The 12,892-nt window shown below is 60.6% G+C and carries 11 protein-coding genes; 4 read left to right on the top strand and 7 right to left on the bottom strand.

Features of this window, described 5'->3' with window-relative positions:
• The first annotated feature begins 11 nt into the window (after positions 1-11).
• From CXF97_RS25730 to cmoB, 3 genes are all read left to right on the top strand, one after another.
• Entirely contained in the window at positions 12-404 is a 393-nt protein-coding gene (locus CXF97_RS25730) for a protease inhibitor I42 family protein (protein WP_101162068.1), read from the top strand.
• Positions 405-650: 246 nt separating this feature from the next.
• Positions 651-1,394, top strand: a complete 744-nt coding sequence (gene cmoA / locus CXF97_RS25725) for a carboxy-S-adenosyl-L-methionine synthase CmoA (protein WP_101162066.1) — start codon at positions 651-653, stop codon at positions 1,392-1,394.
• On the top strand, positions 1,391-2,347 hold the full coding sequence (gene cmoB, locus CXF97_RS25720; RefSeq protein WP_101162065.1) for a tRNA 5-methoxyuridine(34)/uridine 5-oxyacetic acid(34) synthase CmoB: 957 nt from the start codon (positions 1,391-1,393) through the stop codon (positions 2,345-2,347). Before cmoA ends, cmoB begins: the two co-directional genes overlap by 4 nt.
• 189 nt (positions 2,348-2,536) lie before the next feature.
• Here the strand turns inward: cmoB and tadA are convergent, their stop codons facing one another.
• From tadA to treP, 7 genes are all read right to left on the bottom strand, one after another.
• Positions 2,537-3,034: a tRNA adenosine(34) deaminase TadA gene (tadA, locus tag CXF97_RS25715; protein WP_101162063.1), complete on the bottom strand. Its 498-nt coding sequence runs from the start codon at positions 3,032-3,034 to the stop codon at positions 2,537-2,539.
• On the bottom strand, positions 3,034-4,410 hold the full coding sequence (locus CXF97_RS25710) for a multicopper oxidase family protein (protein ID WP_101162061.1): 1,377 nt from the start codon (positions 4,408-4,410) through the stop codon (positions 3,034-3,036). Before CXF97_RS25710 ends, tadA begins: the two co-directional genes overlap by 1 nt.
• A 113-nt stretch (positions 4,411-4,523) precedes the next feature.
• Positions 4,524-4,820, bottom strand: coding sequence for a PTS transporter subunit EIIB (locus tag CXF97_RS25705; protein WP_101162059.1), 297 nt, complete (start codon positions 4,818-4,820; stop codon positions 4,524-4,526).
• 2 nt (positions 4,821-4,822) lie between these two features.
• Complete coding sequence (ptsP, locus tag CXF97_RS25700) at positions 4,823-7,351, bottom strand: phosphoenolpyruvate--protein phosphotransferase (protein WP_101162057.1); 2,529 nt, start codon at positions 7,349-7,351, stop codon at positions 4,823-4,825.
• A 50-nt stretch (positions 7,352-7,401) separates the two neighbouring features.
• Positions 7,402-8,625 carry a carbohydrate porin gene (locus tag CXF97_RS25695; protein WP_101162055.1) on the bottom strand — a complete coding sequence of 408 codons (1,224 nt, stop codon included), beginning with the start codon at positions 8,623-8,625 and terminating at the stop codon, positions 7,402-7,404.
• 104 nt (positions 8,626-8,729) lie between these two features.
• A complete protein-coding gene (gene treC / locus CXF97_RS25690; RefSeq protein ID WP_101162053.1) occupies positions 8,730-10,376 on the bottom strand; it encodes an alpha,alpha-phosphotrehalase in 1,647 nt (548 codons plus the stop codon).
• A 64-nt stretch (positions 10,377-10,440) separates the two neighbouring features.
• Entirely contained in the window at positions 10,441-11,883 is a 1,443-nt protein-coding gene (treP, locus tag CXF97_RS25685; RefSeq protein ID WP_101162051.1) for a PTS system trehalose-specific EIIBC component, read from the bottom strand.
• 235 nt (positions 11,884-12,118) lie between these two features.
• On the opposite strand from treP, the gene treR reads away from it, so the two are divergent.
• Positions 12,119-12,823, top strand: a complete 705-nt coding sequence (gene treR / locus CXF97_RS25680) for a trehalose operon repressor (RefSeq protein WP_101162050.1) — start codon at positions 12,119-12,121, stop codon at positions 12,821-12,823.
• Positions 12,824-12,892: the final 69 nt, after the last annotated feature.

The following is a 12,892-nucleotide window of genomic DNA, read 5'->3' as shown; positions in this document are numbered from 1 at the left end:
GCTGCTGACCCATGTCCCCCACTCGCCTGTTTCTTCCCTTGGCCTTTTCCTTGCTGGCCGCTTGCGCCACGCAAACGAAACACAACGTGACCGTGGAAAAACAAAGCGAATGCCCCGTGCGGCTCAGCACCGGGCAAAATCTGATCATTACCCTGCCGAGCAACCCGACCACGGGCTATCGCTGGGCAATTCAGGACTCGGCCGGCGGCGTATTGCGGGCGCTCAGCCCTGAGGTCTATAGCAATCCGGAGGACGCCGGTGTCGTCGGTGCGGCAGGTGTGTCGACCTGGCGCTTCCAGGCCTTCGCAGCCGGCACCGGGCGTTTGCGCCTGACCTCGCAACAACCCTGGGCGCCAGAAGTGCTGCCAGTGGAAACCTTTGACTGCGCCATTTCGGTGAACTGACGGCGGGACACCGCGCTGGCTTCTTTGCGAGCAAACTCGCTATTGATCGTTCCGATGCTCCGCGTGGGAACGCCGCCAGGGACGCTCTGCGTTCCGCCGTTGCTGTGACGCAGAGCATCACGGAATGCGTTCCCACGCAGAGCGAGGGAACGATCACCGCAAATTCGGCTTATCAGCAATTCAAGCATCCGCGCGCCACTTTGGCTAAAATGCCGGCCTTTTCCACCGACACCGCCGGACGCCGCCGTGAGCAAAGAACCCGATCGCCTATTCGCCCAGCCCTTGGCCCAGGTACCTGACTTCGCCTTCAATGAAGACGTGGTGCGGGTGTTCCCGGACATGATCAAGCGCTCGGTGCCGGGTTACCCGACCATCGTCGAAAACCTCGGCGTGCTCGCCGCGCAATTCGCCCAGCCCAACACAATCCTTTACGACCTCGGCTCGTCGCTGGGCGCTGTCACTCAAGCCCTGCGCCGCCACGTACGCACCGATGGATGCCGGGTGATCGCTGTGGATAACTCGGTGGCGATGGTCGAGCGCTGCCGCGAATACCTCAACGGTCAGGATTCGATGTTTCAGGAATTGCTGCCCGTCGAGGTGATCGAGGGCGATATCCTCGCGCTTGAGTTTCAGCCCGCCTCGGTCGTGGCGCTGAACTTCACCCTGCAATTCATCGCCCCGGATCAGCGCACCGCACTGCTCTCGCGCATTCGCCAATCGCTGGTGCCCGGCGGCGCGCTGATTCTCTCGGAGAAGCTGCGCTTCAACGATGCCGAGGAACATGCGCTGCTCACCGATCTGCACGTGGCGTTCAAGCGCGCCAACGGCTACAGCGAACTGGAAATCGCCCAGAAGCGCAGCGCCATCGAAAACGTCATGAAGCCCGACAGCCTCGAAGAACACCGCGAACGCCTGCTGGCGGCCGGGTTCTCGAAAGTCGTGCCGTGGTTCCAGTGTCTTAACTTTGCCTCGTTGATTGCCTTGCCATGATTGATCTGTCCCCCCTCGCCCGCCGTCTGGCCGGCACACCGCTGGCCGAATGGGCCAACACCCTGCAGCATCAACTCGACAAGAAAATGGAAAAAGGCCACGGCGATCTGGAGCGCTGGCAAAGTGCGCTGGACGCCTTGCCGAAGATCCAGCCAAGCGAAGTCGACCTGCTCAACGGGCTGAAACTCGACACCGATTGCGACGACGAAACCCGCGCACAGATGCGCACCGCACTGATGGGCCTGTCGCCGTGGCGCAAAGGCCCGTTCGATCTGTTCGGTGTGCTCGTCGACACCGAATGGCGCTCGGACTGGAAGTGGTCGCGCGTGGCGCCGCATCTGGATCTCAAAGGCAAACGCATCCTCGACGTGGGTTGCGGCAACGGCTACTACATGTGGCGCATGCTTGGCGCCGGGGCTGACAGCGTGATCGGCGTCGACCCGAACTGGCTGTTCTTCTGCCAGTTCCAGGCCGTGCAACGTTACCTGTCAGAGCCAAATGCCTGGCACCTGCCGTTCCCGTTCGAAGACTTGCCGCCGAATCTGGAAGGCTTCGACACCGTGTTTTCCATGGGCGTGTTCTATCACCGCCGCTCGCCGATCGAGCATTTGCTGGCGCTGAAGGATTGCCTGGTCAAGGGCGGCGAACTGGTGCTGGAAACCCTGGTGGTCGAAGGCGACAAGCATCAGGTGCTGGTGCCGGAAGATCGTTATGCGCAGATGCGCAACGTGTGGTTTTTGCCATCGGTGCCGGCGCTGGAATTGTGGCTGCGTCGGGCGGGTTTTACCGATATTCGCTGTGTGGATGTCAGCACCACCACCGTCGAGGAACAGCGCGGGACGGAGTGGATGAAGTATCAGTCGCTGAGCGATTTTCTGGATCCTGAGGATCACAGCAAAACTGTCGAGGAACTGCCGGCGCCGATGCGTGCGGTGATTGTCGCGAAGAAATAACCCGATCTCACAGCGCAGATCCCCCTGTGGGAGCGGGCTTGCTCGCGAAGGCGGTGTGTCAGACGATAAATGGTTGCCTGAATCACCGTCTTCGCGCGCAAGCCCGCTCCCACATTGCAAGCGCATTTGTGCCGTTGAAATGTCGTCTTTTGAGGAAGTGAACCTGCTCGTTTCTTAATGGGGCGGTATTTATTCAGCGGATTTTGCGCGTCTGGCGCGAAAGAATTCGGTCAGCACAGCCCCACACTCTTCAGCCAACACCCCACCCTCATACAACACCCGGTGATTCAAAAAGCCCTGGGTGAAAAACTGCCCCTGGCTCTGCACAATTCCGGCTTTTGGCTCCAGCGCGCCATACACCACCCGCGCCACTCGCGAATGCACGATCAGCCCGGCGCACATGCTGCACGGTTCCAGCGTCACATACAGCGTGCTGCCCGGCAGGCGATAGTTGTCCACCGCCTGCGCGGCGGCGCGAATCGCGACCATCTCAGCGTGGGCACTCGGGTCGCTGGTGCTGATCGGGCAATTGAAGCCGCGCCCGATGATCACACCATCCTGCACCAGTACCGCGCCCACCGGCACTTCACCGAGAGCGGCGCCCTGTGCGGCGAGGGTCAGGGCTTCGCGCATGAAGTCGCGGTCGCGGCTGCGGTCGATGATCGCCGCCGGGCGGATCTGGCGCATCACTTCACCTCGATCGCGGCCATCAGGCCGGTTTCCATGTGGTCGATCACGTGGCAGTGGAACATCCACACCCCCGGGTTATCCGCGACCAGCGCCACTTGCGCGCGCTCGTTCTTGCCCAGCAGATAAGTGTCGGTGAAATACGGAACGACCTTGTGCCGGTTCGAGGCAATCACCTTGAAGCTCATGCCATGCAAGTGAATCGGGTGCTGGTACTGGGTCATGTTCTTCAGTTCGAAAATATAGCTCTGACCCAGTTTCAGGCTGGCAATCGGTCGGTCAGCACACGTCTTGTCGGTGATGTCCCAGGCCTTGCCATTGATTTGCCACAGGCTCGGCGGCTTGCCGTTGTCGACATTGACCGACACCGAGCCGACCCATTCGAAATTGAAGTTGAGTTTCTCGGCGTTGGCCAGATCCGGCTCGGCCACCGGGTTGGCCGGCAAGGCTTTCGGCCAGTCCGTCGGCGCGTCGGTGTTGGCGACTGAACGTAGCGTACCCAGACGAACCGGGCCATTACGCAGCGATAATTCTTCACCGGCCGCTGGTGCCTTGATCGCCAGGCAAATGCGCATGCCGGGGCCGAGCCAGTATTCCTTGCCCAATGGTCGCGGCTCGACCGGGTTGCCATCGAGGGCGTAGATCTTCGCTTCAACGCCGGGAATGTTGATGCGATAGGTCAGGGTGTTATCAAGATTGAGCAAGCGCACCCGAGTGATCTGCCCGGCCGGCAAATCAATCACCGGCAACGGTACGCCGTTGATCGTCGACAGACGCCCCGCCGTACCGCCACGCGCCGCTTCGCGCGGGATACTGAATTCGACGAACTGGCCTTGCTCGTCGACGTGCCAGTTCTTCAGGCTCAGGGTTTTTTCGTATTTGAAACCGGTCGGTTCGCGTTCTTCGATGATCAGCGGCCCGACCAGCCCGCGCCCCAGTTCTTCGCTGCTGCTGACATGCGGGTGATACCAGTAGCTGCCGGCGTCCGGCACACGGAATTTGTAGTCGAAGTATTCACCCGGCAACACCGGCAGTTGCGACACGTAAGGCACGCCGTCCATTTCCAGCGGCAGGCGAATGCCGTGCCAGTGAATGGTGGTCGCCACCGGCAGATGATTGATGAAACGCACCCGCAGCCATTCGCCCTGACGCACACGCAACTCCGTGCCCGGCGCGGACGGGCCGAACGCCCAGGCCTCGGTCTTGTGCCCCGGTACCAACTCCACGTCCAGCGGCGCAGCGATCAGCTCATAGTCGTGGCCGGCCTCGGCGTCGGCCATCTTGCCCAGCCAGTAACGCGATGCGCCTCCCGCGCCCACGCCAACGACAACAAGACCGGCCAGGCCACCGAGGATTTGGCGACGGGTAAAGGACATGAACTCAACTACCTCACGTATCAGCGACAGACCCCGAGGGATCCGCAAAAAGGCGAATACGATACACCTGCAGTTGAGAAACAGTAAGGGCGACCTGAGGCCGCACGTCTTGTTCAGCCTTGCGCGTGCAGCCCGGTAATCAGGTGCAGCACGCCGTCACCCAGCGGCATGACGCCCGCCACACCGGCCACGCTCAGCGCCTGACGGTCGACCCGCGCCTCATCATGCAGTGCCACACGGACCCGGGTCAGCGCCACCGGCTGCCGGGACTTGAGGTTATCCACACCGCCCAGCGCCGCAACGATCTCTGCGCTCAAGCCCGCAACCGGATCGGCGGCGGCTATCACCTCGTCCGGAACCAGATCCGGCGTCAGCGCTTTCCAGAATGCCTGCTGCAATTTGTCGAACATGTTCAATTCTCCATAACCGGCCAGACATCGGCTTTCGCCTCATGAAAACGCTGCAAGGCTTCGCGCACATCGGCGGCGCTTTCCAGATTCGAGACCTGTTCGGCGATGATCCGACAGTCGGCCAGATTCACTTCGCGCACCGCCGACTTGATCGCCGGAATCAACGGCACGCTCACCGACAACTCATCCACGCCCAGCCCCAGCAACAACGGCACCGCCAAACGTTCAGAAGCCATCGCGCCACAGACGCCGACCCATTTGCCGTGCGCGTGTGCAGCGTTCACCGTCATGGCGATCAGGCGCAGCATTGCAGGATGAAAGCTGTCCGCCTGGCTGGCGAGACGCGGATGATCACGGTCCATGGCCAACGTGTATTGGGTGAGGTCATTGGTGCCGATGGAGAAAAAATCCACGTGCGGCGCCAGCACATCGGCCATCAGCGCGGCGGCGGGCACTTCGATCATGATCCCCAGTTTCGGCAGGTGCGCCAGGCCCAGCACCCGCGCCTCTTGCTCAAGGATCTGCCGTGCCAGACGCAATTCCCCAAGACCGGTGACCATCGGCAGCATGATGTGCAGGCGCGTCAGATCAGTGCAGGCCAGAACGGCACGAAATTGTTCACGCAGCAGTTGCGGTCGCTCCAGGCACAGACGAATGCCGCGCAAACCGAGAAAAGGATTGGTTTCGCTGTCCATCGGCACATAAGCCAGCGGTTTGTCGCCACCGACATCGAGTGTGCGCACCACCAGATTGTGTGCCGGCCCGATGGTTCGGGCGATGGCGCTGTAGGTGACCACCTGTTCGTCATGGCCCGGCGCCTGTTGGCGACCCAGGTAGAGAAACTCCGATCGCAGCAGCCCCACGCCATTCGCGCCCAGCTCCATGGCCTGCGCGGTTTCGCTCTGCGACGCGACGTTGGCGGTGACTTCGACGTGACGGCCGTCGCGGGTACAGGCCGCCTCGCCGGCCCGTGCCAGCTCCTGCTGATGACGTTGACGCTGTTGCTCATGCCGCGCACGCAGCTGGTCGATGGACTCGGCGTCTGGATGCAACTGCAGTTCGCCCTTGTCGGCATCGAGCAGCACCCGCGTGCCGTTGTCGAGCCCGAGCATTTGCAGCGGCATGCCGCAGATCGCCGGCAAACCACAGGCACGCGCCAGAATGGCCACGTGGCTGGTAGCGCCGCCGCCGACCGTAGCGAAACCCAGCACCTTGCGCGTATCCAGCCCGGCGGTCTGCGAAGGGGTCAATTGATCGGCGATGAGGATGGTGTCGGCCGGCAACTCCAGCGCTTGCTCGTGGACACCGACGATCAGCTTCAGCACGCGCTGGCCGACATCGGCCAGATCCGCCGCACGTTCGGCCAGCAGAGCATTGCCCAGCGAACGGAACATCGCCGCCGTCGCTTCGGTGCTGGTTTTCCAGGCAAACGCTGCGCTCTTGCCTTGATCGATCAAGGCATGGGCCTGATCCAGCAGGCTGGGGTCGGCCAGCAGTTCCTGATGTGCCTTGAAAATCTCCGCCTGCGCCTGGCCGCTGGCGGTGTCGCGCAGATGCTGCAAGGCCATGTCGGCTTCGATCAGGGCCTGGCTCAAGGCCTCAAGTTCGATTGGCGGCTCGGCGCCGAACTCGTTGATCACAAGCGGCACTTCGACGATCTGCATGACTTGGCCCAGCGCCGAACCGGGCGAAGCGCAGACGCCGCGCAGGATGTTCGGTATTTGTGCCGCAACGACTTCGACCGGCGTAGGCACTGTAACGGCTTCGCCGCAGCCTTCGCTCAGCAAGCGACCCAGCGCTTCGACGGCGGCTTCGGCATCTTCACCTTGGGCGCTGACCTGCACACTGTCGCCATGGGCCGTTTGCAAAGCCATGATTGCCACCAATGATTTGCCATTGGCTTGCGCTTGCAGTTTGTGCAGATGGATGGTCGCTGAAAATGCCTTCGCCGCTTGGGCAAATACCGCCGCCGGCCGCGCGTGCAGGCCACTGGGATTAGGCAGGTTGATCGGCTGCGAAAACACCGCATCGCCCTGCACCGATGCCGGGTTTTCGCCGACGACTGCGCCGACCACGACGTCCAGCACTGGTTGGCCAACCTCAACCAACCCCGTTGAGCCGACGAGTGAATCGAACGGCTCGCCGCTGACCACCAGCATCAAGGTCAACAAACTGCGCGCGTGCAGGGCAATGTAATCGGCGTCAAAATCGATCAGCGCATGCCCCGCTTCGACCCGCTGCCCCGCTTCAACGCAGCGGGTGAACCCTTTGCCGGCGAGATTCACCGTGTCCAGACCGATGTGCATCAGCACCTGAACACCTTCATCGCCGGTGATGGTCAGCGCATGCCCGCTGGCCTGCACGTCGCTGACCACGCCGGCCAGCGGTGCGCAGAGCGTCGACGAAGTCGGGTCGATGCACAAACCGTCGCCGATGATCCGCCCGGCAAACACCGGATCGGGCACCTCGTCCAGCGCCATCAGTACGCCGGACAACGGTGCCAGCAACTGCAATTGTTGGGGTGTGGCCATGACATCACCTGCGCTTGTATTGTCTGAATGAGCGGTCGCACCCGCTTTGCTTACTTCCACCAGTATTCAACCTGCAAGCCGACATTGGCGCCGTGCCGCGCGTTGCCGAAAGCCCCCGTATCGGACAGTGCCGAACCCTTGGCCAACAGGTTGGCAGCACGCTTGGCCGCCTGGTTCCAGCTGGCATAGGTGTAATACAGACGCACCTCGGGCCGCGCCCAGAACTCCGGGCCTTTGGGGGACCAGGTCGGCGCGAAGGTGAACTTGCTCAGCTTGCGCGTGCCGTCCGCCGCATCGACCTGATCGTGACCCAGTTCGGTCACCAGTTTGAACTGCTCGCTCAGCGCATAAGCCGGGCGCACACCCAGCGACAGCCAGTTCTGATCGGCCCCGCCCGGGCGAATATCCTTTTGATACACCGCCTGGAATTGTCCGCCAAAACGCGGCGTGAGTTGCCAGTCGAAGAACTCGACGACCCGATAGCTCTTGTTGCGGTCATCGAGCCTGACGTTACCGGTATAGCCCAACCCTGTGCCCGGCCCTTCGCCATATTGCAGCGCCAGTTTGTTCTTGCCGCCGAAAAAGTCCTGTTGCACGTGCTGAGTGGTGATCGCCCAGCCACGGTGGGCGTCGCGACTGTCAGGCTTGTCGATGTAACTCAGACCGAATTCGAGCTCACCGCCCGGGTTGCTATTGAAACCGCCGACGTTGAAGTCGTGCCGGTTGATGTAGTCCTTCTGATAAAGGTTGTCCTTGCGCGAAAAGGCGTAGCTGTATTTCAAGCCGCCGATCAATACGTCTTCGATACCGCCGCCGGTTGCGCTCTGGTTCCAGTAGTAGAAGTCGGAAATATGGATGTCGTTACGTTTGTAATAGCGCCGCCCCGCCCACAGCGAGCCACCATTGAGCGCGGGCATCGCCGACCATTGCGCGTACGCCTGCGGCAAGCGAATCGAGCCGTTGTCCTCATTGAACGTCAGGCTGCGGTCGTAGCGGTTATACAGCGATGCCATGCCGTCGAGGCTCAGCACCGAGCCGTCGTCGAGGGTGTACAGATCCTGGCGTAGCTCGAGTTCGCCGTACTGCTCGCATTCATTACCCAGGCGATATTTGGTCTGCGCACCGGGCAACTGGAAACACGACTGGCTCCCGCTGTTGACCGAGGTCCCGAGACCACTGCGCAGATAGCCGCCGAACTCCAGCGCCTGTGAAGACGTCGGCATGGCCAGACATAAACCGGCGACGGCCAGGCTGTGATTGAGGGTTGTTTTCATATGCCACCCATTGTTTTTATTGTGTGGTTGCAGGAATTCAGCGCGCACAAATCCCCCGCGCAGCGTTCTGCGTGTTTTTTTAAAAGTTGTTTTTCAGTTGGTGATCAAGGATCGGTCAGGTGCAGCACGAAGGATTCGTAAGGTCGCAAGTGCAGCCGCCGCGTGCGTTTCGGACAGTCCGGGTAATTGCTGATCAACAAGCGCTGCTCCGTGGCTTCGTCAATCAATGCAGGTAGCTCGACGTCACACGCGCTACTGTAAAAATTGTTCACCACCAGCAAACGTTCTCCCACGCCTTCGCGCAGGTACGCCCAGACTTTTGGGTGCTCCGGCAATAACTGGCGATAGATGCCGTCGCTGATCAGCGCTTCAGTGCGGCGCAATTCGATCAGGCGCCGATAGTGATGCAGCACCGATTCGGGATCGTGCAGCTGCTGCGCGACGTTGATTTGCGCAGCATTGGCCGGCACGCCAATCCAGGGTTCGCCAAGGGTGAAACCGGCATTGTGCCCGGCGTGCCAGTGCATCGGCGTGCGCCCATTGTCGCGGGACTTCTGCATGATTGCCGCCAGGTTGTCGATATCGCTGGCGCCAGCCTCACGTTTAAGACGAAAGATATTCAGCGTCTCGACATCGCGATACTGCTCAATGCTGTCGAAGCCCGGATTGGTCATGCCCAGTTCTTCGCCCTGATAAACGAACGGCGTGCCCTGCAGAAAGTGCAGCGCGGTGCCGAGCATCTTCGCCGACAGCTCGCGGTACTCGCCGTCATTGCCGAACCGCGAAACCACACGCGGCTGATCGTGGTTACACCAGAACAGTGCATTCCAGCCGCCGCCCGCCTGCATGCCGGTCTGCCAGTCGGAGAGAATTTGCTTGAGCTGGAGGAAATCGAAATCGGCGCGCACCCACTTTTGCAGGTTCGGGTAATCGACTTTCAGGTGATGAAAGTTGAAGGTCATCGACAGTTCTTTCGACTGCGGATTGGAATAACGAATGCAGTGTTCAAGGCGGGTCGAGGACATCTCGCCGACGTTGATCAGCTCATGCCCTTCGAAGACTTCACGGTGCATCTGCTGCAAGTACGCATGCACGTTCGGCCCGTCGGTATAGAAGCGCCGACCGTCGCTGTCGTCTTCGGGGAAATCCGCCGGTTTGGAGATCAGGTTGATCACGTCCAGACGAAAACCACCGACGCCTTTGTCGCGCCAGAAGCGCATCATTTTGAACACTTCGTCGCGGACCTTGGGATTGTCCCAATTGAGATCCGCCTGGGTGTGGTCAAACAGGTGCAGATAATATTGGCCAGTCTGCGCTTCGTACTCCCAGGCTGAACCGCCGAACTTGGACTCCCAGTTGTTCGGCTGATCGCGCCAGATATAGAAGTCGCGATAAGGATTGTCGAGGCTGCTGCGCGCCTGCTGGAACCAGACATGCTCGATCGAGGTGTGGTTGACCACAATGTCGAGCATCAACTTGATCCCGCGCTTGCCGGCTTCGGCGATGAGCAGTTCACAGTCGGCCATGCTGCCGTAGCTCGGATCGACCGCGTAGTAGTCGCTGATGTCGTAGCCATTGTCGCGCTGCGGCGAGCGCAGAAACGGCGTGATCCACAGGTAATCGACACCGAGCCATTGCAGGTAATCGAGCTTGGCAACGATGCCGAGCAGATCGCCTGTGGCGTTGCCGGCATGGCTGTGAAAGCTCTTCGGATAGATCTGGTAGATCACCGAACGTTGCCAGTCTTGCATGGCGGATTTCCTCTTGAATTTTACGATCTCTGTGGGGGCTGCCCGAGGCTGCGATCTTTTGATTTCAGGCGACCCGGTAACCCGGCCGGACGATCTTCATGCTCAGCACGCAGGTCAGGGCAAATGGCACGAGCACCGTGATCAGCATGCCGATCACGAACATGGGGATGAACTGCGGCATGATCGAAATGAACCCCGGCAGGCCGCCAACGCCGATGGCAGAGGCCTGAATCTTGTTCAGCGAGAGGAACATGCACCCCAGCGCCGAACCGGCCAACGCGGCGTAAAACGGAAATTTGTAGCGCAGGTTGACGCCGAACATCGCCGGCTCGGTGATGCCGAAGTACGCGGAAATCGCCGAGGTAGAAGCCATGCTCTTGTCCCGCGCATTGCGCGTCATCCAGAACACCGCCAGGGCCGCACTGCCCTGCGCCAGATTGGACATGACGATCATCGGCCAGATGAAGGTGCCGCCCTGGCTCGAGATCAATTGCAAGTCGACTGCAAGAAACATGTGGTGCATGCCGGTGATCACCAGCGGCGCATACAACAGACCGAAAATCAGACCGCCCACCAACGGCGCCAGATCAAACAGCATCACCAGACCCTCGGTGATGTAGATGCCGATATGCCGGGTCACCGGGCCAATGATCGCCAGCGCCAGCACGCCGGTAACGACGATGGTAGTGATCGGCACCACCAGCAATTGCACGGCGTTGGGCACACGCGCCCGCAACCATTTTTCAATCACGCTCATCACGTAGGCTGCCAGCAGGATCGGCAGGATCTGCCCTTGGTAACCCACCTTTTCCACCTGGAACAGGCCGAGGATGTCGAAGTACGGCAGTTGCTGCCCGTCCAACCCGGCAACAGCCTTGCCGTAATTCCAGGCATTGAGCAGATCCGGGTGCACCAGCATCAGGCCGAGGACGATCCCCAGGATTTCGCTGCCGCCGAAACGCTTGGCTGCCGACCAGCCCACCAGCGCCGGCAGAAACACGAACGAGGTGTTGGCCATCAGATTGATCAGGCTCCACAGCCCGTCGAGATTCGGATAGGCATCGAGCAGGGTCTGACCCTCGATGAACATGCCCTTGGCGCCGAGCAGGTTGTTGATGCCCATTAAGAGGCCGGCAATGATCAGCGCCGGCAGAATCGGCATGAACACATCGGAAAACACCCGCACCAGCCGTTGCATGGCGTTTATCTTCTCGGCGCTTTTCTGTTTAACGTCGGCGATGGTCGACGCCGCCAGACCGGTCTGCTGGCGCAGTTCGGCGTAGACCTTCTCAACATCGCCCGGGCCGATGACCACCTGATACAACCCGCCGGTGAAGAACGACCCCTTGACCAGTTCGACGCCGTTGAGTGCGGCCACATCGACCCGCGCGGGATCCTTCAACGCCATACGCAAACGCGTCACGCAATGCGCCGCCTGCTCGATGTTGTCACGGCCACCAAGGCTTTCCAGCAGCTCCTTGGCGATGTTCGGATAGTCATGGCTCATGCTTGTTCGTCCGTCGTGGATTGTTGTTATTGGCAGCACGCCGAGAGGAAAAATACTCGTCTGTACGAGTTAATGCAACAACTCGTCTGTACGAGCCGGCGTCCTTGGATCTACGTCAGAAATAAGCGGATTCTTCCTACTCTGACCTAAGATGTTTTCCTTCGTCCGCATGGACAAACCCCTACCCTGCCCTTAAGGTTCGGGGTTTTGAACACCGTCGGCACAGAGCCCAGCCATGAGCAAATACAACCAGATCTACAGCGATTTGCTTGCCAGTATCACCACGCAGCGCCTGGAGCGCGGCGCCCGGCTGCCTTCCGAAACCGAACTGATGGACACCTATCAGGCCAGCCGTGGCACGGTGCGCAAGGCCATCGACCAGTTGCAGGAGCGCGGCTTCGCTCAGAAGATTCACGGCAAAGGCGCGTTCGTGCTGTCGACCAACCCGATCGAATTCCAGCTCGGCGGCATCGTCAGTTTTCAGGAAACCCATCCGCGTCTGGGCAACGACGTCAGCACCGAAGTGGTCGAGATGTGTCAGGTGCCGCTTGAAGGTGCATTGCTTGAACATATCAATGCCGAACCCGGCAGCCCGATCACCCGGATCAAGCGGGTACGGCGCATCGACGGCAAACGCGTCATCCTCGACATCAATCACTTCGTGAGCGCCGTCATACCCGGTCTGTCGGCGGACATCGCAGAACATTCGATCTACGCCCACATCGAACAGACCCTGCAACTGCAGATCGCCTACGCCCAGCGCACCATTGAAGCCGTACCGTGCAGCAAAGACGACCAACAACACCTGGACCTCGACGGCCAGAGTCATGTCATCGTGGTCAGCAACCAGACCTTCCTGCAGGACGGCCGCCAGTTCGAATACACCGAATCACGGCATACGCTGGACAAGTTCTATTTTTCGGATGTGGCGCGGCGGTGATACATGCGCCAACCTTCCCCCGCCGCCAACAGGGCGCCGGGCCATAGCCGGGTAACACACTTGGCTTGA

This window comes from Pseudomonas sp. Choline-02u-1, from assembly GCF_002836515.1.
Classification (GTDB): domain Bacteria; phylum Pseudomonadota; class Gammaproteobacteria; order Pseudomonadales; family Pseudomonadaceae; genus Aquipseudomonas.
The sequence above is the reverse complement of the archived record's forward strand: the minus strand, read 5'-3'. Positions and strand labels throughout refer to the sequence as shown.

Excerpts from the sequence above, each read along its gene's own strand:
- ptsP (WP_101162057.1), bottom strand. The coding sequence starts at position 7,351 with ATGGCCACACCCCAACAATTGCAGTTGCTGGCACCGTTGTCCGGCGTA.
- treC (WP_101162053.1), bottom strand. The coding sequence starts at position 10,376 with ATGCAAGACTGGCAACGTTCGGTGATCTACCAGATCTATCCGAAGAGC.
- CXF97_RS25695 (WP_101162055.1), bottom strand. The coding sequence starts at position 8,625 with ATGAAAACAACCCTCAATCACAGCCTGGCCGTCGCCGGTTTATGTCTG.
- CXF97_RS25705 (WP_101162059.1), bottom strand. The coding sequence starts at position 4,820 with ATGTTCGACAAATTGCAGCAGGCATTCTGGAAAGCGCTGACGCCGGAT.
- tadA (WP_101162063.1), bottom strand. The coding sequence starts at position 3,034 with ATGCGCCAGATCCGCCCGGCGGCGATCATCGACCGCAGCCGCGACCGC.
- treP (WP_101162051.1), bottom strand. The coding sequence starts at position 11,883 with ATGAGCCATGACTATCCGAACATCGCCAAGGAGCTGCTGGAAAGCCTT.
- treR (WP_101162050.1), top strand. The coding sequence starts at position 12,119 with ATGAGCAAATACAACCAGATCTACAGCGATTTGCTTGCCAGTATCACC.
- cmoB (WP_101162065.1), top strand. The coding sequence starts at position 1,391 with ATGATTGATCTGTCCCCCCTCGCCCGCCGTCTGGCCGGCACACCGCTG.
- CXF97_RS25730 (WP_101162068.1), top strand. The coding sequence starts at position 12 with ATGTCCCCCACTCGCCTGTTTCTTCCCTTGGCCTTTTCCTTGCTGGCC.
- CXF97_RS25710 (WP_101162061.1), bottom strand. The coding sequence starts at position 4,410 with ATGTCCTTTACCCGTCGCCAAATCCTCGGTGGCCTGGCCGGTCTTGTT.